The following is a 25627-nucleotide window of genomic DNA, read 5'->3' as shown; positions in this document are numbered from 1 at the left end:
CATGCTTCATCTATCATGGGATGCCTATAGTCTCACGGGATAAACTTTAAATTGTTTTAGCCAATTTGGGTAAAGAAAGCGGAGTGCTGGCTAGTCTTCACTATTTGCAGCCATTTGCGGCCTTTCGCAGAGATTTGCAACCATTTGCAGACATTCGCAGACATTTACGTGCTGATCCTTGTTGTCCTTGGACATTGTCTGACGAAGGAATCTAAATAGATTTGTAAAATAACGGATAAAGTATTCAACTTTGAGAAACGACATGATGCACGAATATCCAAAAAAATCTGCCATAGCCACTGAAAATGAGTAAGGTCGTTTCCCCTGTTGAAGGAGGAAAAACTATGCAGAACAAAATAAATCAACGTCAACAGCTACAAAGAAGCTCTACCTTCCGAGTTCTCACAGTCATTGCCGGCGCATTGCTTGCTGCTGTAGGATTGGAATTATTTTTAATGCCACATGGCCTTGTTGTCGGCGGGATTACAGGTTTATCCGCATTATTCGCTCATACTACTGAAATGCAGCTTGGATTGTTTCTATTTCTATTCAATCTGCCCTTTATATTTATGTCGCGAAAACAAGTAAATCTCCGCTTTGCTCTTTACACTGTTTTGGGATTAACCTGCCTAACCATCGCGTCTCTTGCGCTGCATCGTTTTCCTGCTGTGATTAGTGATCCTTTACCTGCCGCAATGGCAGGAGGCATCTGTCTTGGAGTAGGTATTGGAATATCTGTGAGATTCGGCGGTGTAAATAAACAAGCCAGTGACCAGGGGTATTCTCTGCTGAGCGGCGGACCTCCAAAGTCAACGGAAGTCGTTATTATGATCCTGAACTGTGCAATTCTGCTTTTTGCAGGTACATTGTTCGGTTGGGAGCAAGCAATGTATTCTATTATTGCCTACCTGCTGGCTTTCGAAGGTGTTCGTATCTCACTACGGGGATTATCCCACTCCCGCACTGCTTGGATTACCAGCAGCCGATGTTTGGACATTCAGCAAGCAATCGCAAGCTCCCTAAACCGAGAAGCTGCGATTGCTGAAGGTTCAGGGCAAGATGGAGAGGTTAGCACGTTGTTTTGTCTGACGAACAGAATGGAAGAAGAGCATCTTCGGGCACTCGTTCTACAGTGTGATTCAGAGAGCCAAATTGTGTTTAGATCAGCCACTAAAGATCATAGACAAACACGCTTACACGAATAAAAAAAGGGAGCGCCCTTAAGCCATGAAAATGGCTGGAACGCTCCCTTCTTTTTGAATTTAGCCTTTGATCGCAACCAATTTTTCTGCGCGAGACCTAATTTCTTGAGCGAAGACTCCTTTTTTTTGTTTGAGACCCAAAACTTCTTGATCGAAGCCTCAAACTTCGCTTAATCTAACATGTTTGCGCGATTGAGGCAGCTATCGGACTTAGGAGACCTTATACGCGAAATAATCCTGAATTTTGGATGCTATCGGACCCATAGCTCCTATTGGCACAAAAAACGCCAACTATGAGCTTATTTCTTATGAATAACTGCACTGGGGTCCGAAACCTTGCTCCAAAGGCGATATATTTGTGAATAACGTCATTGGAGTCCGAATGCCACAGCGGATGATCATGATTCGGCGGTAGCGACTTGCGGATGATCATGATTCGGCGGTAGCGACTTGCGGATGAACAAGATTCGGTAGTACCCTACAGCAGATGAACTTGATTCGGTAGCATCAGACGATGGATAAATATAATTCAGCGGTACCCCACGGCAGATGAATGAAATTCGGTGGCATCGGACACAGCTGACCTTATACGCGGAATTATCCTGAATTTTGAATGCTATCGGACCGCATAGCTCCAATTGGCACCAAAAACACCAACTACGAGTCTATTTCTTATGAATAACTGCACTGGAGTCCGAAACCTTGCTCCAAAGGCGATATATTTGCGAATAACGTCATTGGAGTCTGAATGCCACAGCGGATGATCATGATTCGGCGGGATCGACTTGCGGATGAACAAGATTCGGTGGTACCCGACAGCAGATGAAGTTGATACGGTAGCATCAGACTATATATGAACATGAATCGGTAGCATCAGACGATGGATAAACATAATTCAGCGGTACCCCACGGCAGATGAATGGAATTCGGTGGCATCGGACACAGCGGACCTTATACGCGGAATTATCCTGAATTTTGAATGCTATCGGACCGCATAGCTCCAATTGGCACAAAAAACACCAACTACGAGTCTATTTCTTATGAATAACTGCACTGGAGTCCGAAACCTTGCTCCAAAGGCGATATATTTGTAAATAACGTCATTGGAGTCCGAATACCTCAGCGGATGAACATAATTCGGCGGGATCGACTTGCGGATGAACTTGATTCGGGGTCAGCGGACGGTGGATGAACTTGATTCGGCGGGATCGGACAGTGGATGAACATGATTCGGCGACATCTTACGGCGGGTGAATGTGATTCGGGGGATCGGACGGCGGATGACTATGATTCGCTGGTATTAGTAGTAGGATGGATATAATTCGGCGGGATCGGATAGCGAATGATCATATTTCTACGGTATTGGACAACTGTTGACTATGATTCAGTGGCATCTGACGAAGGTTGACCATGATTCGGTGGCATTAAACGATGGATGAACATCATTCAGCGGTACCGGACGACGAATGACTATGATTCGGAGGCAACGGTTGTCCGGAATAGAGACATATTGCAGCTTGCCGTAACTACGGCCAAAAAAGCAAAGCAGCGATCCTCCAGTAATAGGAGGATCGCTGCTTGCAGACTGTCACATACGATGAAAAAAACATCTATGGACAACCCCTACTTTTCATTTAATACGCTACTTAACGGAACATTCCCCACAAGCGGATCAAATGAAAGGTGTTGTTCGGATCGATTTTCTGCGCGATGATAAACTTCACAATTTGTTCTTCCTGTGTCGAGGTCAATTTCTCGTTCAATACACCTGACGCTTTTCGTACCAATCTGCGAACAACCGCAGGATCCTGCAGCTCCTGTTTCGAGATGCCCTCAATCATACTTTTGATACGATCCTTCACAGTCGAGTTTTTCATCTTCAGCTTGATGCGATCCACCAACTGAGGGCTAATTCCGAATTGTTGATAACCCAAGTGTAGCACCTCCCGTCATATCCAATCTTTCACAGTATATGAGCCTTCGGTGCTACATGTGCCTAGTTAGTCAATTAATTCTCCTTGGAAGATCTGTTCACTCTGTAAATAATGCCGAAGAGATGCATATTCAGGTGATGTCCAAAAGGCTTCATCCTTAAGCAGCTCTGCAACATCATCCCGCGCCTGCTCGAGAATTTCAAAGTCAGCCGTCATATCTGCCAGCCGAAACTCCGGTAATCCACTCTGCTTTGTCCCAAAAAAGTCCCCCGGACCACGCAGCTCCAAATCCCTTCTGGAAATCTCAAATCCGTCATCCGTATCGGTCATGGCAGTCATTCGCTCACGTCCGATTTCAGATTTTGGATCAGCTACCAACACACAAAACGAGGCATGCTGCCCTCTTCCTACCCGTCCACGCAGCTGGTGCAGCTGTGACAGGCCAAAACGATCCGCATCCATAATGATCATCAATGTAGCATTAGGAACGTCTACACCCACCTCCACCACCGTAGTGGACACAAGCAGCTGTAGCTCATTGTTATAAAACGCCCGCATCACTTCATCTTTTTCAGCGGGAGTCATTTTACCATGTAAAAGCCCAACTTTATAGCTAGGGAAAGCTTGGCTCATCTGAATATGCAAATCAATAGCATTCTGCACATCCAGCTTCTCGGACTCTTCAATAAGCGGACAGATCAGATAAGCTTGACGACCGAGATCAATTTCACGCTTAATCAGATTCAGCACACGATCCATGAGATCATGCTTTACCCAGTAGCTAGTTATTGGCACCCGGCCTTTCGGCCTCTCAGATAAAGTGGATACATCCATATCGCCAAAAACAGAGATGGCTAGCGTACGAGGAATAGGCGTCGCCGTCATCGTCAGTACATCCGGATTATATCCTTTACGCCGCAATACACCACGCTGATTCACACCAAAACGATGCTGCTCGTCAGTTACTACAAGTCCCAGATCACGGAAAAATACATCCTCCTGAATCAAAGCATGTGTTCCTACCACGATATCAAGCATCCCCATTTGCAACGAGGCCAATAATTCTTTACGTTTTCGGCCAGTCACACTGCCCGTCAGGAGTCCTACAGTAATCCCAAACGGCTCAAACATTCTGGTAAGTGAACGCATATGCTGCTCTGCTAAAATCTCTGTAGGCACCATAAGTGCGCCCTGAAAACCAGATCTTACCGTAGCAAAAAGCGCCACTGCCGCAAGCACTGTTTTACCCGAGCCAACATCTCCTTGCAGCAGACGATTCATGCAATATGGTGAACGCAGATCATGTAAAATCTCCAGCTCTACACGTTTCTGCGCATCTGTAAGCTCAAAGGGCAGACTGCGTACGAACTGGCGTACCGTCGCGTTATCCACTGTGTGGACTACCCCATCCATTCGCCCGCGGTTCAGAACCCTGAACGCTTGCATCTTCAACTGGAACAGGAATAGTTCCTCATATACCATCCTACGGCGCCCCTGCTGCCCTTCACGAGTGTCCTCAGGCCTATGAATTGTGGCAATGGCCCGTTTACGCGGCATGAACTCATATTCCCTCATAATAGAATGCGGTAAAATTTCTGGAATCAGATCCCCATACTGCTGAAGTCCCTGATTAATAACCTTCCTGATCCACGACTGCGTGATCTTGCCACCTACTGAATAGACTGGCTGCAGTGTTCCCGTCTTCCCTTCACCACGATCCGGAAATTCATAATCAGTCACTGTAATCTGATTGCGCTTCTGATCCCATTTGCCGGTCAGCACAATTTCCCGTCCCACAGTGAGTTGCTCTCTTACGTAATGGCGGTTAAACCAGGTTGCTGTGAACATCCAGGGCTCTGCAACCATCTTACAGCTAAGACGAGACTTGCCGCCAAAGCGCTGCAGCACAGGGATACCGATCACTTTTGCCTCAACGGTCACTTTATCCCCGTGTTTAGTCTCGCTAAGCGAGCGGGGCCGATAATCCTCGTAGCGGAACGGATAATACTCTAATAAATCCTTTACTGTAAAGACGCCAAAGGCGTGAAGCTCGCTTTGCTTTTGAGCACTCACGCCAGTTATGTTTTTTACTTCAATTTGATTTAATGCCAGTGTCATATTTATCCCTCATTTTGCAGGCCAAATGAACACAGCTAATGTACCGTTACCGACATGGCTGCCCACGACAGGGCCGACGTTCGTCAGCACTTTTTCTTCCAAGGTGAAGTGTCCTGCAAGCTCATTCAGGAACTCCTCGCCAGAAGCCGGTTCAGCCGTATGACCCACGGCCACATTGATTTTGTTTACACCCTGCAGATCCCGCTTGAACAGTTCAATCATACGGGCGACAGCCTTCTTACGGCCTCTAACTTTCTCCACCGCATAAATAATTCCTTCTGCATCAATGGACAGGATCGGCTTAATATTCAGAAGTGTCCCCAGAATAGCGGAGGCTTTCCCAATTCTCCCGCCTTTTTGTAAATATTCAAGTGTATCTACTAAGAAGTAAAGCTTACGCGATTGACGTAGGCTTTCTACAGCCTCAAGTATCTCTTCAGGTCCTTTGCCCTCAGCAGACATTCTGGCAGCTTCCACTACCATAAATCCAAAACCATAAGAAGCGGAGAGAGAATCCACAACAGTGATTCCTTCTCCCTCTTCCTCCAGCATCGATTTAGCCAGCAATGCAGATTGATAAGTCCCGCTCAGTCCAGAAGAAATATGAAAGGAAAGGATAGAACAGCCCGGGTTACGCTCCAGAATACTGCGGTACACATTCATATATTCAACCGGTGAGGGTTGAGAAGTAGTCGGCAGCTGTGAGGTACGGGGAAGACGCTCATAGAACTGCTCCGGAGTCATATCCAGATTGTCCCTAAAAGCCTCTTCGCCGAACATTAAGGTCAACGGTACTACCTCAATTCCGTACGTTTCCGCCATTGTTGGCGGGATATCTGAAGTGCTGTCGGTGACGATAATGGTACGATTCATGGATTTTCTCCCCCAAGCTATAATTTTGCCAACTACGCAATAGCAAATTTCTACTCCATTGTTAAAGAACCATTAATTCCTACCTATGGCTCTACAGAGAACAGATAATAATACAGGGGTTGGCCACCCTCATGAATCTCAACTTCCACATTCGGATAAGTCTCTTCCAGCCACTCACTCAAAGAATCAGTAGCCTCGGATTCTGTTTCTGCACCAATAAGGATCGTGACGATTTCGTCGCCATTCTCCAGCATGTTGGATAACAGCGCCTGACTTGCAGCCAAAAGATCATCCGCCGCAGCAACAATTTTAGAATTAGAAATCCCAATAAATTGGCCCGATTTAATCTCCAGCCCATCAAAGCTTGTATCACGCACAGCGTTCGTTACTTGTCCGGATTTCACATGAGAGATTGCTTCCAGCATATTCTCAGAATTAGTCTCCACAGCATCTTCCTCTTGGAACGCAAAAGCTGCTGCTATTCCCTGTGGAATACTTTTACTTGGAATCACCGTAATCTCACGTTCGCCTTCTAGAAGATCTTTAGCTTGTTGAGCGGCAAGAACAATGTTCGAGTTATTCGGCAAAATATAAACATGCTTCGCAGATATAGAAGAAATCGCGTTCACGAAATCCTCCGTGCTAGGATTCATTGTTTGACCACCAGCAAGGACTACATCCACTCCAAGGCTTTTGAAAATATTAGCAATACCTGCGCCAGAAGATACCGCGATGAAGCCGTAAGGTGCCAAATCATCAGCTGGTGGTTCAGCAGGAGACATTTGCACTGCGCTCTTCTCATTCGGCATATCAGCGAACACATCAGGCATTGGTGCAATATCCATGCCCGCAGTCAACAGGTCACGATGCTGCTCTCGCATATTAAGAATGTGAATCTGCGTGATCTCCCCATAAAGAAGAGCCAAGTTCATCACTTCACCTGGAGCCTTAGAATGCACATGCACTTTAATCGTCTCATCATCCGAAATTACAATAATGGAATCGCCATTAACTGACAACGCTTTCCTAAAAGCTTCCTCATCAAAATTAGTTCTCACGTTAGCGCCTAACTGGCGATTAATGAAAAACTCCATATCATATAGAAATTCTATATCTTCAGTAGATAGCTGTGACTGCGCAGAAGACTGTACAGAAAACAGTTCATTTTCAGGTTTCGTTAACACGGGTTTAGGCGCTGGTGCAACTGGTGTGTGGGTTTGTCCTTGCACAGATTCAGACAGACCGGTACTTCCGTTCGTCAGATGCTGGTGAAACCCTTCATAAATGTAGACCAAACCTTGACCGCCAGAATCTACAACACCGACTTGCTTCAATACAGGTAATTGCTCAGGCGTATAAGCTAAGGCTTCTTTTGCTTTGGCTAATACCTCTGTCATCAGCTCCACAACGTCAGTAGTACGGCGGGCATAATAAACAGCATGTCTTGCAGCCTCTTTAGCTACAGTAAGAATAGTTCCCTCTACAGGCTTTACAACTGCTTTATACGCAGCGTCCACTCCGGTTTGCAGCGCAGCAGCGAACTGCTGTGTGTTAAGCTCATCATGTTGAGCCGCATACCTGCTAAACCCTCTGAATAACTGGGACAAAATAACGCCGGAATTCCCGCGAGCTCCCATTAATAAGCCCTTGGAGAGTACACCTGCACATTGGCCCACAGAAGTGGTGTTATTTTTCTTTAATTCATTCGCACCTGCGGTCATCGTCAAATTCATGTTTGTACCGGTATCTCCGTCTGGGACCGGAAAAACATTTAGGGAATTGACGTGTTCTGCATGCTGTTGCAGCTTATCCGCTCCAGCCAATACCATAGCGGTAAAATCTGTTCCGTTTATAGAACGCTTACTCAATTGAGAATTCCCCTTCCTAACTTCATGCCTAATCATTCTATGATTAACAGGACATAATGCACTAATTTACATTGTACTATAAGTATTAAAAGAAATAAATGTTTTTGAATCGGTTGACGTAGCAAAATTTGCTGTGATATTATAGATAAGTATTGTTTATGCAGGTGTTAGGAATAAGGAGGTGTAATCTATGTCCCGCAAATGTGCAGTAACAGGCAAGAAACCGAGCAGCGGCAACCACGTGTCTCACGCTAATAACCGCAACCGTCGTTCTTGGGGAGTTAACGTTCAGAAGGTCCGTATCCTCGTGAACGGTAAACCAAAACGCGTGTACGTCAGCACCCGTGCTTTGAAAGCCGGTAAAGTTGAACGCGTTTAGTCTTTAGCAATTTTTAAGACCGAACGATAACTTATATGAAGCAAAAAGCACCCTTTACATTTGTAAGGTGCTTTTTTTCATGTTTTCTTTTCTGTTAGAGGCTTAACTCTTCTGAAATGTGTTCAATATTGCTTTAACAAAACCTCCCAAAAACCTTGGCAGCTTAAACGTGTAAAATTTCATGATTTACCCTCCCATCAATTCATGCCGTACGCAGGAGACTTTCCTCTTGTCAATAACGGAAACGAACTGCAGTCCTCCCTGCCAAAACAAAAAAAGGCTACATGAGATTTCTGCTCATGTAACCATATTTATGCACCGAGGACTTGGCCTATACCTCTAGTCTCAATCGCCTATTTTTTAACACAGTGCTGATTCGGCTGCTTCTCGAATTCCTTGGATCGCCGCAGCACGATCACTCCGGCCAAAAACTGCATTCCCCGCTACCAAAACATCGGCTCCAGCTGCCACAACCAATGGTGCTGTATCTTCCGATACTCCACCATCTACTTCGATCAATAAATCTGGATTCACTTCATTCGCCCATTCTCGAATTTGAGTGATTTTGCGCAAAGTGTTAGGAATGAATGCTTGACCACCAAAGCCTGGATTAACGGTCATCACCAGAATCATATCCACATCCTCCAGCACCTCACGCACCGCTGATGCCGGAGTACCCGGATTAATTGCTACACTTGCCTTCAGCCCCAGTTCCTTGATCTGATGAACCACACGATGCAAATGAACGCATGCCTCAGCGTGAACGGTGATCACACTTGCACCAGCTGCAGCAAAATCAGGGATATAACGTTCTGGTGACTCAATCATCAAGTGAACATCAAGTGGCAGCTTGGTATGTAACGATACAGCTTTTACAATAGGTGGACCCAACGTAATATTCGGCACAAAATGACCGTCCATTACATCCACATGTATCCAATCTCCACCACTGGCTTCCGCCTCTGCAACTTCTGGACCTAAACGCGCGAAATCCGCCGACAATAAAGATGGTGCTATTCGTATCATGATGTTAGTACCTCCGCTTTTTATCTTTCATTTCATTAAAAAACAGTTTGTAATGATCATAGCGACTATCCGCAATTTTCCCTGCTTTCCAAGCCTCTATTACACGGCAGCCTGGTTCATGCTGATGACTGCAGCCCCGGAACTTACAATCGGATGCGTATTGAGCAAATTCACGAAAACAAGTGGACAGCTCTTCTACACCAAGCTCCAAGAAATCAAGCTGACTAAAACCTGGGGTATCTGCAACAAAACCTCCACCACCAATATCCATCAGCTCCACATGACGGGTCGTATGACGACCACGTCCCAATCGTAAACTGATCTCTCCAGTCTCCAGTTTAAGCCCTGGAACAATACGATTCAATAAGGTGGACTTACCAACCCCGGATTGACCCGCAAATACGCTGATGCCTCCAGTAAGCCTTTGTCTTAGCTCATCGCTTCCGGCACCAGTAAGTGAACTTGTGACCATCACTTCATATCCGATATCCTCATAAAGTTCTTTAACATAACGGGTAGCTTCACCATCATCATCCGCCAAATCCTGTTTAGTCAGAACAATTAGGGGTTCCAGACCCGAATGCTCAATATGAACTAGAAACTTGTCCAACAGATTCAGGTTCATATCGGGCTCCCGAACGGAGAATAAAAGCACTGCGAGCTTAACATTCGCTACAGGTGGACGAATCAGTTCAGATTCTCTAGGTAGAAGTTCATCCACCATTCCTTCTCCATGCTCAGTAAGGATATAAATAACCCGATCTCCAACTAGCGGAGCGATCCCTTTTTTCTTGAGAATTCCTCGGCCTCTGCATTGAACAGAATGCTCTTCAGTCGCAATTAATCCTTCGCGGAGCGGTTTCACATAATAATAACCGCTTAACGCCTTAACAATTATTCCTTCAGGCATACATAGTGAGCCTTCCTCTCCTGATTTTGCGAAAATGACCCAAGTCTGATATCCCCGGGTCATTTCGCTACGCAACCGTTCAGGTTAAACCCTGTTTAGTTGTTGTTTTTATCTTTAGATTTATCCTTGCCTTTATTGTTGTGCTTATTATTGCCATTATTAGTCGATTCACTATTTATAGAACTATTGTTTACGAACCCTGTCTGATTCACCGCCCCGTTATTCCCTCCGTCATTCTCTGAACCTGAACCCGGCAAGATCTCCGGTTCAATCGTAGGTTCAATTGTAGGCGTAGGTTCAGCAGAAGGTGTTGGAGTTGGCTGTGGTGTTGCTATAACTGGTGGTTCAGGCTCCTGAACGGTTCCGTTCTTCGCATCGATATAAGGAATGACATAAGTGTCCAAAAGCACACCGTCACGGGTAACAATAACCGAACCATCTTTATTAGGAGCCAATACTAGATTAACGGATAACACTTGGCTCTTTCCAATGGTACGTGTTCCCCAATCCTGCTTCTCTCCATTATTGCGCGCATCCACGAATTCGATACGAATCTTGCTCTTTTTCCCATCCTGAGCAGGAGCGACTGGCACATTAAAGGTATAATTCAGGGCTTCAGGTGGATAACCTGTACTTAAGTAAATCGTAATCGCTGTTCCAGGTGGAACAGAAGTACCTGTCCCTTTATCAAATGCCCAAGTCTTTGTTACTTTACCTTCTTCAATGCTGAAGCTGGATTCTTTCTTCACTTCTCCAAGAACAAGCTTGGCACCTTCAAGCAGCGCCTTTGCCTCACTCTCCGTCTTACCGATGAGATCTGGCAACAGTACACTTTCTTCTCCTTTACTTACGTAAAGGGTGATTTGAACCGTCTCAGGATCGAATTCAGCATTTAATGCAGGGTCAGATTTTACAATGAGACCTTCATCTGTATTTTCGTCATAGAGAGGTTTATTATCAATCCTGTCCTGGGCTACACCCAGCGCCATCAATGCTTTAACCGCATCATCAAAGCTCTTGTTAACTACATCTGGCATCCTGGGTAATGGCTTAGCCGTATTCACAGTGAGTATAAGGGACGCTCCTTTTTTCACTTTGGCATCCTTTTCCCTACTCTGCTTAATGACCACATTCTCTTCAAAATTCGGACTGTAGTCATACAGAATAGGATCAGCAACCTCAAGCCCCAAATCCTCAAGCTCAGTTTGTGCTTGTTCTATCTGTTTACCTACTACATAAGGAACGGAAACCTCAGGAACAACTAGCTGTGATTTAACGTACCATACGAGACTGGCCATAGCCAATAGCAACAGTAAGGTAAGCCCAATCCATAATGTGGGTTTTGCCCATTGTTTTTTACCTTTGCTTGAAGGCACCGGTTCATCATCTTCATCACGAACCATCCGTTCCTCACGATGATTACGATTACCATTGCTTCTTTGAATCGGTTTTATCGCCGGGATAACCCGCGTACGATCCTCATCTTCTTCATCGTTGAACAGAATCTTCGCCTCACTGCGGCGCTCCGGCAATAAGCATGTTTCCAAATCCTGTAACATTTCTTTGGCAGAGTCGTATCGCTCCTCCGGGTTTTTACGCATTGATCTCAGAATTACATTCTCAACGCTTTGCGGAATGAGTGGATTCAGAAGTTTTGGCTCTTCAAACTCTTCTTGCAGATGTTTTAAAGCTACACTAATCGGACTCTCTCCCAAAAAGGGCAGGCTTCCAGTAAGCATTTGATAAAGTACAATACCTAATGAATACAAGTCAGACTTTTCTCCTGTAGAGACACCTTTGGCATGCTCTGGCGAGAAATAATGTACTGAACCAACCACAGAACCGGTCTGTGTTATGGTTGTTGACGTAACTGCGCGGGCAATCCCAAAATCGGTTACTTTCACCCGTCCATTGCGTCCGATCAGGATATTATGTGGTTTTATATCACGATGAATAATTTGATTCTGATGCGCATGATCTAGGGCATCACAGATTTGTGAAGCGATCCGTACGGATTCATCAACCTGCAATGGCGCTCGTTCTTTTATAATTTCATTAAGATTCTGACCCTCAATATACTCCATGACAATGTAATGAATTTCGTCTTCTTGTCCTACATCGTATATGCTGACGACATTCGGATGAGACAAAGATGCGGCAGACTGCGCCTCACGCCTAAAACGGCGAATAAATTCCTCGTCATGCACAAACTGATTGCGCAATACTTTGATGGCGACATTTCGGTTTAAAAGAATGTCATGTGCTCTATAGACGAGCGCCATTCCACCTCCGCCGATCCGTTCGATGACTTGGTAACGGCCGCCCAATTCGTGACCGATCATCAATCCCACTCCTTTGTTTCGGGCACAGCGGCCTCTCCATGATGTTCTAACAAAGCGACGCTAATATTATCGCCACCGCCGGCGAGCAGTGCCAGCTGAAGTAAACGGTCCGCTCTTTCCTCTAACGATATCTCATGTATACCTGCTACTTTGCCTAAATGCTCATTTGTGACAAAGTTGCTTAAACCATCGCTGCATAGAAGCAAAATTTCCCCTGGTAACAGAGCTATAGGCGCCATATCAACCTCAACCTCAGCATCTGTTCCAAGCGCCCTCGTCAGCACATTACGACGCGGATGATTATCCAATTCCTCCACACTGATCTGACCGTTCTTGAACAGCTCATTGACTAGCGTATGATCCTCGGTTAGTTGAACTGCCGCACTGTCTTTTATTAAATAGGCTCTGCTGTCTCCGATATGGCCAATATATCCGTTTGATCCATTCAAAAGAACAGCAACGACAGTAGTACCCATATTATGATACTTATCGTCACCGGAAGCCTCCCTGAACACAGTGCTGTTAGCTTCCAAAATAGCAGCTGACAACGCATCACGCAGAGCTTCGTCTTGAAGTTCAGGCTCTAACCCGTCCAGGTTATTCCTCATTGTCTCCAAAGCGAGCCTGCTTGCGGTTTCACCAGCCTGATGTCCACCCATCCCATCGGCAATTATGCCGAGTGTATAACCGTGGCGCGTCGCGCCGATCCAGACCGAATCCTCATTGACAGAGCGCACTCGGCCAATATCGCTGGCATGAACTGTTCTGATCAAATATCCTCACCCCAACTCCATATGTTTGGCACGCAGCTGTCCGCATGCGGCCGCGATATCATGGCCTTGCTCACGGCGAATAGTAACATTCACCCCGTTATCAGCCAAAATACGTTGAAACTCAAAGATATCATTGCGTGAAGTACGTACATATTTTCGCTCAGGCACATGGTTTACCGGAATCAAATTGACGTGGCACAGCATGCTCTTAAGCACCCCGGCCAATTCCTCAGCATGCTCCGGTTGGTCATTTACCCCGCCGATCAAGGCATATTCAAAGCTGACACGTCGTCCCGTCTTAGCTTGATAATAACGCAATGATTCAATTACATCATCAAACGGAAAACGGCGGTTAACAGGCATTAGCTTTGAACGCAAGGCGTCGTTAGGCGCATGAATCGAAATCGCCAAATTAATCTGGGTATCTTCTTCTGCAAATTTATAAATGCTCGGTACAATACCGCTGGTGGAAACAGTAATATGCCGTTGTCCGATATTTAGGCCCTTCTCATGAATCATAAGACGCAGGAATCTCATTGTTGCATCATAGTTCTCAAACGGCTCACCAGTACCCATGATAACAATGCTGCTGACACGTTCGCCGCGCGCATCAAGGATTTGTTGGGAACGAACAACCTGAGCTACAATTTCTCCCGCTGTCAAATCCCGTTTTAATCCACCGAGTGTGGAGGCACAGAAAGTACAGCCGATTCGGCACCCTACTTGGGTTGTTACACAAACGCTATTGCCATAATTATGTTTCATGATAACTGTTTCGATAGCATGATCGTCATGCAATCCAAACAGGAATTTTACAGTTCCATCTTTAGATTCCATTTTAGTAATTTCAGTTAGTGCTGCAATAGAGAATTGTTCATTCAGCTTCTGGCGAAGCCCTTTGGACAAATTGCTCATTGCTTCGAAGTCATTCACACGTTTTACATACAGCCAATCAAAAATTTGTCCACCACGAAAAGCAGGCTCACCATTGTCTTTCGCCCACTGTTGTAACTCTTCTAAAGAAAAATCATATATTAAAGGTTTCATTATTATCTACACCTGTTCTTTCATAAGGATATGCGTATTATTTCTCATTCTTCCTATTTTAACACAAATTTCAGAGACGGTAAAAGAAAACGCCCGCCGTACGGTAGCCCGGCGGGCGGAGGATACTACAATTGTCAGAAAATTTGCTATATTACAAGACTCTCTGCAGCTTGGAAATATAGAACCCGTCGCTCCCATAATGATGAGGCAGCAGCTGAATTCCCTCACCCTCAGCCAGCGCAGTACCCTCCAGCCTGTCCCATAATGGGGAGGCAAAAGTTACAGCGGTGAAGTCAGGATTCTGCTTCAAAAAGTCAGCTACTACTTCACTATTTTCCGCTTGTTCAGTAGTACAGGTACTATATACCAGAATGCCACCCGGTTTCAACAGTTTAGAGACCGACTGCAGCAATTCCCGTTGCAATGACGCTACGCTAGCCACATCTTCCGGCTGCTTACGCCATTTGAGGTCTGGCTTACGGCGAATTACGCCGAGTCCAGAGCAAGGTGCGTCGAGAAGAATTCTATCAAAGGATTGATGCTCTAAAGTGTGCTCCAGCTCCAGCGCATCTGCACTGCCTGTAGATACGCAATCAAGACCTAAACGTTCTGCTTGATCTGAGATCAATTTCGCTTTATGCAAATGCAGATCATTAGCGTAAATTGATCCTTCATCTTTCATGAGCTCGCCCATATGTGCTGTTTTGCCCCCCGGAGCAGCGCAGCAGTCAAGTACCCTCATCCCAGGCTCCGGAGCTACCGCTTCAGCTACTAGCATAGAACTCTCATCCTGAACGGAGATATATCCATCACGATACCAGGAGGTGAGCGCCAGGTTTCCGCCGCCTTTCACAACAATGCCATAGGGACTAACCTCAGATGCTGAAGCTTGCAGACCTTGTTCAATCATCTGGTTCAGCAGAGCTTCACGACTGATCATCGTTGTATTCACACGTACACTGACCGCAGGCGGCTCATTATTAGATGCACAAATCGCTTCCGCCGTGTCGACACCGTACTCGGTAATCCAACGTTCCACTAACCACAACGGATGTGAGTATAATATCGATATCCGCTGCGCTTGACTCAGCCCCTCAGGCAGAACCGGTAGATCACCAGCGCGCAACACACTGCGCAGCACACCGTTAACCATCCCTGAGATTCCCTGGTGGCCTTTTTTCTTCGCTATATTAACAGCCTCATTAACAGCTGCATGGGACGGTATACGATCCAGATACATAATTTGATATAAACTTAACCGCAGTAAATTACGGACCCATGGCTGTAGTTTAGCTATCCCTTTACTAACAAATCCTTCAAGCACATAATCCAAGGTGTTCATCCGCGAAATAGAGCCATAAACAAGTTCTGTGACCAGTCCGGCATCTTCTTTGCTAAGTGTCGCCTTCTGTAGACTGCTGTTGAGCAGCAAATTGCTATATGCACCTTGCTGCTCAACTTTAACCATTATATCAAGCGCGATTTCCCGGGCAGAAGTAGGGGCAACCTTACCCTTATTGCCAGCTCTGCCGTTGTTGCCAACTGCTTTGGAATTGTTCCCCTGTCTCTTCCCAGCGTTAGGATTTACTGCTGATCGGCCAACACCATTTCCACCGCCGCTCAACCTAACACCGTCCCTGGCTTCATAACAGCACCACGGCTAAAATCGGCCGCACTCATTGCTTTTTTGCCAGCAGGTTGAACCGTTGTCAGCAGCAGACTTCCGTCACCTGTTTTCACTTCGACACCTTGCTCGGTTACAGAAAGCACCGTTCCTGGAGCACTATCGCTTGCTTTCTGCTCTTCAGGCAGTTTAGAAGCCCAAGCTTTAAAGGTCTCACCATTCCAGAGCGTAAATGCGCCGGAAAAAGGAACTAATCCACGAATTCGATTATAGTTATCACGCGAGCTCGCGTTCCAATCCAAACGTTCATCCTCGCGATTAAGGTTAGGAGCATAAGTTGCCTCACTATCGTCTTGCTGAACAGCTTGAACTTTTCCACTCACTAAACGTGGCATTTCAGACTTTAACAGATCTCGTCCCGCTAGGCTTAGCTTCTCAAAAAGAGTTCCAGAGGTATCTTCAGCCTCAATAGCCACTTCGACACGAGAGATCATGTCACCGGTATCCAGCCCTTCCGCCATATACATCAAAGTAACGCCGGTCACTTTCTCACCATTGATGATACTACGCTGAATCGGAGCACCTCCCCGATATTTAGGAAGCAACGAACCGTGTACATTCACACAACCATTCCGCGGTAAGTCCAACACAGCTTTAGGCAAAATTTGACCATAAGCAGCCGTGACGATCAAATCCGGCTCATATACAGCCAGCTCAGCGACTGCCTCAGGACGACGCATGCGTTCAGGCTGAAGCACAGGTAATCCGAGAGCTAATGCGGCTTCCTTAACTGGTGAAGGAGCCAAGATCTTTTTTCTCCCCTGCGGACGATCCGGTTGGGTGATGACAGCTACAACTTCATAGCCTTCATCTACCAGCATTTGCAAGCTTGGCACCGCAAAGGCTGGAGTTCCCATGAAAACAATCTTCATATTCCTCACTCCTCAGTCTCGTTAGCAGTCATCTCGTACACTTTTTCAGCGATATCTGTAAACAGAACTCCATTCAAATGGTCAATCTCATGCTGAAAAGCCCGGGCAAGTAAACCACTGCCGGTTATCGTAATCTCTTTTCCCTCACGGTTAAGGCCACGTACAGTTACAGTCTCCGCACGGCGTACATCACCATTCAAGCCAGGAATACTAAGACATCCTTCTGGTCCTAGCTGTTCACCTTCCATGCTGATGATTTCAGGGTTAATCATTTTGATCAATCCATGCTCTTCATCCGCATCCACCACAATTAGACGTTTCAAAATTCCGACTTGGGGTGCCGCCAGCCCTACTCCTTCAGCGTCATACATCGTATGTGCCATATCATCCAGCAATTTTTTAACATTAGGAGTAACTACAGCTACTTCTTTAGCTTTTTTGTGCAATACTTCATCCGGTTCCTTAACGATCAAACGTATAGCCATTACAAAACACCTTCCCGTTCTGAACATTTCTATATTTAAAGTCAATTGATAAAGCTCTTTTTTTACATTGTAACATGATACGGATTTACATCAACATCTGCGGATCCACATCAATGCTGATCTGAAGACCAGTATCCCGTACAGAATCCTCTAACTCTTCAGCCACTTGGCGGACAAGTCCAATTACATCGATGGCGCCGCGCCATTTTATCATACACTGGAATCTATATCTACCCTTTAATCGAGGGATAGGTGAAGCCACAGGACCCAACAGATCTAACACATCACTGGTTAGCTTATCGAGACTTCCATACCATCTTAGCTGTCTGGCTTTTCCTTGAAGATTCAGAGCATAATTCTCTGCCATCCGCAGTAGAAGCGGCAGCTGTTCATGAGACAATGTGACCAGGATGAGTCTGCAATACGGCGGATAATGGAGGCCTCTACGATGCTTCAGCTCTTCACGTACAAAAGAGAGATAGTCATGTCCGCTGGCATGAATAATGGAATAATGCTCTGGCGTATAGGACTGAACGACCACTTCGCCTGGAAGCTGATGCCGGCCTGCTCTGCCTGCAACTTGTGTAAGCAATTGGAATGTCTTCTCTGCTGCGCGAAAATCGGGCAGGTTCAACGCTGAATCTGCTGTGATTACACCAACAAGAGTGACATCTGGAAAATCCAGTCCCTTTGCTACCATCTGAGTCCCCAGGAGAACATCCGCTTTTTTGTCCCGGAATTGGTTCAGCAGCTTCTCATGTGAGCCTTTTTCTGTTGTTGTGTCCACATCCATTCGAATCACTCTTATGCCTGGGAACAGCTTACCAAGCTCTTCTTCCACACGCTGTGTACCCGTTCCGAAAAACCGGATATGCTCACTCCCACACTCCGGACAAAGCTTAGGTGCTGGTTCAGCATGGCCACAATAATGACAACGCAAATTGTCACTACGGCTATGATATGTTAGTGAGATATCACATTCTGGACAACCGGCTACGTAACCACAGCTACGACACATGACAAAGGTTGAGAAACCTCTACGGTTAAGCAGCAGCACGGTCTGTTCTCCGCGTTCCAGCCTCTCTTCCAGTGCTGAATGAAGCTTTCGGCTGAACATCGAACGGTTGCCTTCTTTAAGCTCTTCCCGCATGTCTACTACGTTCACCTTTGGAAGTTCATTTCCAAGCGCACGGGTAGGCATCTCCAGCAGTACCGGTGAAAAATGAATATCACTCTGCGATCTTGCAGCATGATAGCTTTCCAGCGAAGGCGTGGCAGATCCAAGAATCACAGCTGCCCCACACTGCTCCGCTCTACGAATAGCAGCATCACGGGCATGATATTTCGGATTCTCCTCCTGTTTATAAGAGGTCTCATGTTCTTCATCCATAATAATCAGCCCTAAGTTGGAGAAAGGAGCAAACACGGCCGATCTTGCGCCTACAGCGACTGTGGCCTTTCCTTCACGGATTTTACGCCACTCATCGTATCGCTCACCAACAGACAGCCGGCTATGCATAACCGCGACCCCGCTGCCGAACCGTCCCTTAAACCGCTCCACCATTTGTGGCGTTAAAGCAATCTCTGGAACAAGAACAACAGCCTGTCTACCCTGATCTAAACAACGTTTAATACACTGCAAATAGATCTCTGTCTTACCACTACCCGTAACGCCATGAAGCAGAAATACTTCGTGAAGCTGCTCTTCTACGGTTCGAGAAATCCTTGTATATACGACCTCTTGTTCCGCTGTGAGCGGTAGAGGTGCGGTAGGTTTAAAATCTCGCCCTTGATAAGGATCGCGATAGACTTCAATTTCACTGATCTCGATAAATCCTTTTTCCTCCAAGGCCTTTACAGTACTTGCCGTTACTTGGAGTGCAGACAAAACTTCTTTAAGGGCCATGGGGAGTGTAGCTTCCATATCAACTAAAAAGCTCAGAACTTCCTTCTGGCGTGCTGATTTTTTCGGAAATTTGTTCAAAGCCTCACGGGCAGCAGTGACACCTATCGCCAGATCGACTGCCTTGAGCTTTTTCTTGCCCATTTTATCCTTAATGGATTGACTCTCTATAAGTACTCCACGCCGCAGCATGAACTTCACCGTCTCAGCAGCCTCAGGAAATGCACGAGTAAGCTGCTTCATGGAAACTTCGCCACTACGTCCAATAAATTCTGTGATTAGCCGTTCCTCATCCCCTGTGTCCGCAAACATTGGGAACAATTCATCCTCTGGAAATGCTGTCTCTTCCTGCACATCTCCAAGTGAAATCAGCCGTTCTGCCTTCCCTTTTAGAGCGGTGGGCAACATCGCCTGCAGTGCTGAAATTCGTCTACATGCATATCTTTTACTCATCCAGTCCGCAAGCTCAACTAATTCAGGAGATAAAGGCGGGAGCAGATCCAACACTTCTTGGATTGGCTTCAGGCTAGGATTCACTAGGGTCTCGCCTGATTCTAAAGAAACTACAAAACCTTGGACTGTCCGGTGCCCAAACGGAACGGCTACCCGACTGCCCACTTCAATCCATAATTTCAGGGATTCTGGAATACTATAATCAAATGGCCGGTCAGTGCTGCGTACAGGCACATCCACAATGACCTTGGCGATATCCATTATAATGAAGCTCCAGTAATTCGCTCTGCCACGAGCGTCAGCAAACGACGAGCAACCTCATCCTTCGACAATTGTGGCAATTCAAGCACCAATCCATTCACATCATATATCGAAACGATATTCGTATCCGCTCCAAATCCGGCTCCTGCAGCCGCTACATTGTTAGCAACGATGAGATCGCAGTTTTTGCGGACCAGCTTGTCCTTAGCATAAAATTCCGTATTGCCCGTTTCCGCAGCAAAGCCAACCAAAAACTGCTTGTTTTTGTTCTTACCGAGTGTTTCCAGAATATCCGTTGTCTTCACAAGCTCAAGCGTCATCGTCTCTCCGCTTTTTTTAATCTTAGAAGGCTCACTATGCTTCGGACGGTAATCCGATACAGCCGCCGCCTTGATCATAATATCGCAGCTGTCCCACTGTGCGGTAACTGCTTCATACATTTCCTGTGCAGATTGAACACGAATGACTGAAATCTCTGGATCCTGTGGAGGAGCCTCATCTGTACGCGCAGCAATCAACGTTACCTCAGCTCCCATTGCGCGTGCAGCACGTGCTAATGCGAAGCCCATTTTACCTGATGAATCATTGGAGATATAACGTACTGGATCAATGCGTTCTACCGTTCCACCCGCTGTGATGACGATTTTTTTACCCACAAGAGGTTTGGATGCGACGCTTGCTTGATGTGCAAAAAAATTCTCAACCACACTCACAATAGCCTCCGGCTCTTCTAGCCGACCTTTGCCAACGTATCCACATGCCAGCAGTCCTTCACCAGGCTCAATAAATTGAATGCCCCGACTAGCGAGAATATTCAAATTATTAAGTACAGCTGGATGCTGATACATATGAACATTCATAGCTGGTGCAACCATAATAGGAGCCGTAGTAGCTAGCAGCGTTGTAGATAACATATCATCGGCGATCCCGTGCGCCATTTTGGCAATCATATTTGCGGTCGCGGGTGCTACCAGCACAAGATCCGCAGCATCTGCCAGATCAATATGTGAAATGGAGGATGGATCTCTCTCCTGGAATGTATCGCTGTATACTCGTTGCTTCGATAGTGACTGTAGAGTTAATTCTGTAATGAACTGCTTCGCCGAAGCTGTCATAATGACATGGACCTCGGCACCTTTTTGGACAAGCTTACTGGTCAAGGACGCCGCTTTATAAGCAGCAATTCCTCCTGTGATCCCAAGTAAAATAGTCTTCCCCTTCAAGCTCTTCAACATGATCTCCCCCCTGTTCCCTACTCTTACAACGAATGGCTATCTTTACGACGAGAAAAAAATAACAACCTTCCGGTTGTCATAAAGAGCCCGGTTCTGGGCTTTCATCATAAATTTAAGACCCGTAAATGCTCCATAACCCAAGAAGAAACGGCAGCGCCTCAAAACAAATAGGCGGCATCCGTTTCTACAATAGGTCATTATTACTTATGCTTGAGACTACTCTTCACCGCGGGTTAGAGTAATGCGATCTTCGTAAATTTCCTCAAGAGCAACACCAACAAATTTATGCGATCTAGGATTCTTCACATCTGTCTTGCCACCCTCACGCAATTGTCTAGCACGACGTGCAGCAGCGACAACGAGCGAATACTTACTGTCAACCTTAGTCATCATTTCATCAATGGATGGATATAGCACTGGGACACCTCTTCATAGTTTACTGTTAATACATTTGACCTTCAGCATAAATTATCTGACTTTACAATGTTCGGCGATAATAATGCTTTCTATTCTCTTACAAGCCAGATCAATCTCATCATTCACAACAGCATAATCATAATGCTGCATTAAGTTGATCTCATCCTCCGCTACAGTCATGCGGTGATCGATCACATCTGGATGCTCAGTACCCCGTCCGCGAATACGGTCCTTCAACTCGTCCATGGATGGAGGAAGAAGGAACACAAAAATCCCTTCAGGAAATTTCTCTTTAACTTTGAGAGCGCCTTGAACCTCAATTTCGAGAATAATGTCTTTGCCGCTATTGAGAGTTCTCTCCACAAAATCACGTGGAGTACCGTAATAATTACCTACGTACTCCGCGTATTCAAGCAATTGATCGGCTTCGATCATTGCCATAAATTCATCTTTGCTTTTGAAAAAATAGTTGACGCCATCTTCCTCACCCGCACGCGGACTGCGAGTAGTAGCAGAAACTGAGTAGACAAGTTCGGGCATCTTCGGACGTAGTGCTGTACAAACAGTACCTTTACCTACGCCGGAAGGTCCGGATAATATGATGAGCAATCCTTTTGACATAATACACTCCATTTAGTTGTTATTCGTCGTTGTCGTCATCTTTACTGGATAAGCGATGCGCCACAGTCTCCGGCTGTACAGCCGATAGGATGACATGATCACTATCTGTAATGATTACGGCACGAGTCCGTCGGCCATAGGTGGCGTCGATCAACATATGCCGATCACGTGCCTCCTGGATAATACGTTTGATTGGTGCAGATTCCGGACTGACGATAGAAATAATGCGGTTGGCAGACACAATATTTCCAAAGCCAATGTTAATAAGTTTGATTGCCATGTTCCGGTAGTTCCCCCCATAAAGTTCTATGCTATTACCTATTCCCGATTACTCTATGTTCGCAGCTTGTTCTCGAATCTTCTCCAGTTCTGCTTTCATATCTAGCACAAGACCCACGAGAGTTAGATGATTGCATTTCGATCCGATTGTATTCGTCTCACGGTTCATCTCCTGAATGAGAAAATCCAGTTTGCGTCCTACCGGTCCTTTCCCCTTCAGGAGGGCTCTGCATTGCTCGAAATGACTATACAACCGGGTCAACTCTTCATCAATATTACAGCGATCTGCAAAAATAGCGATCTCCATCCCAAATTTATGCTCATCAAAAGCGAACGTCCCATCATTTAGTTCATTTAACCGATGTCGAAGTTTCTCTCGATATTCAATGATTACGACAGGTGCAAGTTCAACCATTTCAGCATGCATGTTCTCAAGATGGTTCAGGCGCTGTTCAATATCAGCGGCTAGAAAACTTCCTTCACGGGCGCGCATCTCCAGCAGAGACTGCAAACACTGCTCAAGTCCCGCCTCCAATACTTCGGAGTAGTCTTCTAATGTCGCAGACACGGCACCCGCAGCCTCGTCTTTGCTGTCCATAATACCGGGTATAGAAAGTATATCACGTAAAGTCAACTCACCACTCAAACCATATTCATTCTTAAGCTGCTCTGCTGCCTTTAGATAGGTCATTACAGCAGAGTGATTCAGAACCGGTCTAACAGTCGACTCATCGTGCTCTCTATTGATGGTAACATCTATTCTTCCCCGTTTGATGTGCTGTTGAACCTTTCTTCTCAACACATCCTCATAACCCGTCCAATCCCGGGGCATCCGCAGTACAACTTCGCAGTACCGGTGATTCACCGATTTCACTTCGAACATAATCTTGTAGCCGCCGAATTGCAGGGACGATTGACCGTATCCGGTCATGCTAAATGACAACGGAATCACATCCATTACACTATTGTAATTGATTATTACTAGCGAAACAAGGGGGACAATTTGCGTCCTGATTTCTCCCACACATACTCCATTAGCTGTGCGCTCATATCGTAGAACATGAACGGAGTCATCAGATAGATCCCATTAAAATGGGCAGTAGCAACATCTAACAGTTCCTTAGCGATAGCGACACCTTCTGCTCTTCCAGCTTCCCCTTCAAGTCCCTTCATCCGGTTGCGGACATCGTCCGTAAGCTGAATACCGGGAACCTCATTATGTAGAAACTCTGCATTTCGTCCGCTTGCCAGTGGCATAACCCCAATGAATACAGGGATTTCCAGATGTGCTGTTGCCTCAGCTATCTTCACGATAAGTTCCTGATCATAGACAGGCTGGGTCATAATATAGTCGGCACCAGAGGCGATTTTCTTCTCCAGACGTTGCACTGCCTTATCCAAATATTTAACATTCGGGTTAAACGCAGCTCCGATTACAAAATTCGCTTTCTGTTTCAAAGGTTTACCTGAGAAGGAAATCCCGTCATTCAGCTGCTTGATCATTCTAATTATCTCAAAAGAAGTTAAATCATAAACCGAGCTTGAGCCGGGAAGATCTCCAAATTTCGCAGGATCACCTGTTACGGCCAGCACATGATCAATTCCAAGCGCATCAAAACCCATCAAATGGGATTGAGTACCAATCAAATTACGATCCCGGCAAGCAATATGCACTAGCGGACGAAGTCCGGTTTTAGCGTGCACCAAATGCCCCAACGCCATATTGCTCATCCGTGTAACAGCCAGAGAGTTGTCGGCGAGTGTCAACGCATCCGCGCCTGCTCTTCTTAGCGCTTCTGCACCCTGCATAAACTTTGCGATATCCAATTCACGAGGTGGATCAAGCTCAACAATAACCGTATGTCGTTCCTTTACCAGATCAACCAGGTTCGGCTCTCTACCCTCTCTACCATCATCGCCAAAATTATCTTGCAGCGATACACGCTCCACAGCAGGTGGCAACGGTTTAGGAAGCGGTTGCGGTACATAATTCTTCAGTGCAGACGAGATTTCTGCGATATGCTGCGGAGTTGTACCACAGCAACCACCGATTATCCGGCAGCCCATCTCCGCAAAAGTCTGCGCCATTTGCCCAAAATATTCTGGAGAAGCCCCGTACCGGTATTCTCCGTCTACATAATCCGCTACACCCGCATTTGGATACACAGAAGCTGGCAAAACCAGACTCCCTTGTACAGCTTTGAGCGCCCGCTTCATTCCGTTCGGGCCTGTGTTACAGTTAAATCCGATAACATCAGCACCATCGTTTTCCAGGATACGAAAAGCTTCCGGCAAAGTTAATCCATCTAATGTGCGTGCTGTTTCATCGACAGCTAATTGGCAAACTACAGGAAGCGAGCTGATCTTGCGGAGCGTTCTTAGAGCTAAATGCAGTTCCTCAACATCGTAGAAGGTTTCCAGCATAATGCCATCTACGTCCTCTTCTAACAATGCAGCAATCTGCTGTGTAAAATATTTTTTCAGCTCTGTGGAAGAGAGATTCGCACGTTTGCCCGCGCGAATAGATCCTACAGCTCCTAATACATACCCATGATCTCCAGCAGCCCGGCGAGCGATTCTAACCCCGGCTCGATTGATTTCCTCAACCTTAGATTCTAGACCATATTTAGAGAGCCTGTCATAGTTCGCCGAGAAGGTGTTGCTCTCCAGCAGCACTGCCCCTGCCTCAATATAGCTGCGGTGAACATCTTCGATTACCCCCGGAGAGGTCAAATTCAATTCTTCATAGGAAATGCCGACCGGGAAACCCTTCTGATATAAGTAGGTGCCCATCGCTCCGTCTCCGACTAATACTTTATTTCCCCATGCGGAACGTAAATCCGGCTTCACAACAAGATCCTCCCCTGCCACATTAGTTTCTAACTTTAGTTTCATACTAATGTAACATAAATCGGTATGGATGATAAGCTTTCCAAAAGAAATGC

General features: G+C 46.1%; 22 protein-coding genes. 2 read left to right on the top strand and 20 right to left on the bottom strand.

Annotated elements, in window-relative coordinates; genetic code table 11:
• Positions 1-344 precede the first annotated feature (344 nt).
• Complete coding sequence (locus MKY14_RS03380; protein WP_076125880.1) at positions 345-1205, top strand: YitT family protein; 861 nt, start codon at positions 345-347, stop codon at positions 1203-1205.
• Positions 1206-2848: 1643 nt separating this feature from the next.
• Here the strand turns inward: MKY14_RS03380 and MKY14_RS03375 are convergent.
• The 4 genes from MKY14_RS03375 to MKY14_RS03360 form a co-directional block, all read right to left on the bottom strand.
• The gene (locus MKY14_RS03375) at positions 2849-3136 is read right to left on the bottom strand and encodes a stage VI sporulation protein F (protein WP_036686212.1); all 288 of its coding nucleotides are present in this window, start codon (positions 3134-3136) and stop codon (positions 2849-2851) included.
• A gap of 66 nt (positions 3137-3202) precedes the next feature.
• The gene (gene recG, locus MKY14_RS03370; RefSeq protein ID WP_076179558.1) at positions 3203-5254 is read right to left on the bottom strand and encodes an ATP-dependent DNA helicase RecG; all 2052 of its coding nucleotides are present in this window, start codon (positions 5252-5254) and stop codon (positions 3203-3205) included.
• A 9-nt stretch (positions 5255-5263) separates the two neighbouring features.
• Positions 5264-6127 (bottom strand): DegV family protein, encoded by an 864-nt coding sequence (locus tag MKY14_RS03365; RefSeq protein WP_076304166.1) that lies wholly within the window; start codon positions 6125-6127, stop codon positions 5264-5266.
• An 83-nt stretch (positions 6128-6210) separates the two neighbouring features.
• On the bottom strand, positions 6211-7995 hold the full coding sequence (locus MKY14_RS03360) for a DAK2 domain-containing protein (protein ID WP_340975775.1): 1785 nt from the start codon (positions 7993-7995) through the stop codon (positions 6211-6213).
• A 190-nt stretch (positions 7996-8185) separates the two neighbouring features.
• Here MKY14_RS03360 and rpmB point away from each other — a divergent pair, with 190 nt between their 5' ends.
• Positions 8186-8374: a 50S ribosomal protein L28 gene (gene rpmB / locus MKY14_RS03355; protein ID WP_036686205.1), complete on the top strand. Its 189-nt coding sequence runs from the start codon at positions 8186-8188 to the stop codon at positions 8372-8374.
• A 102-nt stretch (positions 8375-8476) separates the two neighbouring features.
• Here the strand turns inward: rpmB and spoVM are convergent, their stop codons facing one another.
• From spoVM to MKY14_RS03275, 16 genes are all read right to left on the bottom strand, one after another.
• Positions 8477-8557: a stage V sporulation protein SpoVM gene (gene spoVM, locus MKY14_RS03350; RefSeq protein ID WP_020431362.1), complete on the bottom strand. Its 81-nt coding sequence runs from the start codon at positions 8555-8557 to the stop codon at positions 8477-8479.
• Positions 8558-8734: 177 nt separating this feature from the next.
• Positions 8735-9400: a ribulose-phosphate 3-epimerase gene (rpe, locus tag MKY14_RS03345; RefSeq protein ID WP_076189881.1), complete on the bottom strand. Its 666-nt coding sequence runs from the start codon at positions 9398-9400 to the stop codon at positions 8735-8737.
• Between the two features lie 4 nt (positions 9401-9404).
• Positions 9405-10310 carry a ribosome small subunit-dependent GTPase A gene (gene rsgA / locus MKY14_RS03340; RefSeq protein ID WP_036686201.1) on the bottom strand — a complete coding sequence of 302 codons (906 nt, stop codon included), beginning with the start codon at positions 10308-10310 and terminating at the stop codon, positions 9405-9407.
• A gap of 95 nt (positions 10311-10405) precedes the next feature.
• Positions 10406-12652, bottom strand: a complete 2247-nt coding sequence (pknB, locus tag MKY14_RS03335) for a Stk1 family PASTA domain-containing Ser/Thr kinase (protein WP_340975771.1) — start codon at positions 12650-12652, stop codon at positions 10406-10408.
• A complete protein-coding gene (locus MKY14_RS03330) occupies positions 12652-13425 on the bottom strand; it encodes a Stp1/IreP family PP2C-type Ser/Thr phosphatase (protein ID WP_076129149.1) in 774 nt (257 codons plus the stop codon). The genes pknB and MKY14_RS03330 overlap by 1 nt, the downstream gene beginning before the upstream one ends.
• A 6-nt stretch (positions 13426-13431) precedes the next feature.
• Positions 13432-14472, bottom strand: coding sequence for a 23S rRNA (adenine(2503)-C(2))-methyltransferase RlmN (gene rlmN / locus MKY14_RS03325; protein WP_036686196.1), 1041 nt, complete (start codon positions 14470-14472; stop codon positions 13432-13434).
• 151 nt (positions 14473-14623) lie between these two features.
• Positions 14624-15940, bottom strand: a complete 1317-nt coding sequence (gene rsmB, locus MKY14_RS03320) for a 16S rRNA (cytosine(967)-C(5))-methyltransferase RsmB (protein WP_254848949.1) — start codon at positions 15938-15940, stop codon at positions 14624-14626.
• Between the two features lie 152 nt (positions 15941-16092).
• Positions 16093-17028: a methionyl-tRNA formyltransferase gene (fmt, locus tag MKY14_RS03315; protein WP_076306353.1), complete on the bottom strand. Its 936-nt coding sequence runs from the start codon at positions 17026-17028 to the stop codon at positions 16093-16095.
• A 5-nt stretch (positions 17029-17033) separates the two neighbouring features.
• Positions 17034-17513, bottom strand: coding sequence for a peptide deformylase (gene def, locus MKY14_RS03310; RefSeq protein ID WP_036686193.1), 480 nt, complete (start codon positions 17511-17513; stop codon positions 17034-17036).
• Between the two features lie 85 nt (positions 17514-17598).
• A complete protein-coding gene (gene priA / locus MKY14_RS03305; protein WP_076275857.1) occupies positions 17599-20130 on the bottom strand; it encodes a primosomal protein N' in 2532 nt (843 codons plus the stop codon).
• The gene (gene coaBC / locus MKY14_RS03300) at positions 20130-21365 is read right to left on the bottom strand and encodes a bifunctional phosphopantothenoylcysteine decarboxylase/phosphopantothenate--cysteine ligase CoaBC (RefSeq protein ID WP_076183392.1); all 1236 of its coding nucleotides are present in this window, start codon (positions 21363-21365) and stop codon (positions 20130-20132) included. Before coaBC ends, priA begins: the two co-directional genes overlap by 1 nt.
• 216 nt (positions 21366-21581) lie before the next feature.
• Positions 21582-21782: a DNA-directed RNA polymerase subunit omega gene (gene rpoZ / locus MKY14_RS03295; protein ID WP_036686188.1), complete on the bottom strand. Its 201-nt coding sequence runs from the start codon at positions 21780-21782 to the stop codon at positions 21582-21584.
• Positions 21783-21833: 51 nt separating this feature from the next.
• Positions 21834-22403, bottom strand: a complete 570-nt coding sequence (gmk, locus tag MKY14_RS03290) for a guanylate kinase (RefSeq protein ID WP_076129144.1) — start codon at positions 22401-22403, stop codon at positions 21834-21836.
• A 19-nt stretch (positions 22404-22422) separates the two neighbouring features.
• A complete protein-coding gene (remA, locus tag MKY14_RS03285) occupies positions 22423-22683 on the bottom strand; it encodes an extracellular matrix/biofilm regulator RemA (protein ID WP_006209218.1) in 261 nt (86 codons plus the stop codon).
• A gap of 48 nt (positions 22684-22731) precedes the next feature.
• Entirely contained in the window at positions 22732-23625 is an 894-nt protein-coding gene (locus MKY14_RS03280; protein WP_076129143.1) for a YicC/YloC family endoribonuclease, read from the bottom strand.
• 38 nt (positions 23626-23663) lie between these two features.
• Positions 23664-25532, bottom strand: a complete 1869-nt coding sequence (locus MKY14_RS03275; RefSeq protein ID WP_076306354.1) for a bifunctional homocysteine S-methyltransferase/methylenetetrahydrofolate reductase — start codon at positions 25530-25532, stop codon at positions 23664-23666.
• Between the last annotated feature and the right edge of the window lie 95 nt (positions 25533-25627).

Source organism: Paenibacillus sp. FSL R5-0887, from assembly GCF_038002305.1.
Taxonomy (GTDB): domain Bacteria; phylum Bacillota; class Bacilli; order Paenibacillales; family Paenibacillaceae; genus Paenibacillus_AQ; species Paenibacillus_AQ odorifer.
This window is presented reverse-complemented; position numbering and strand designations above follow the sequence as displayed.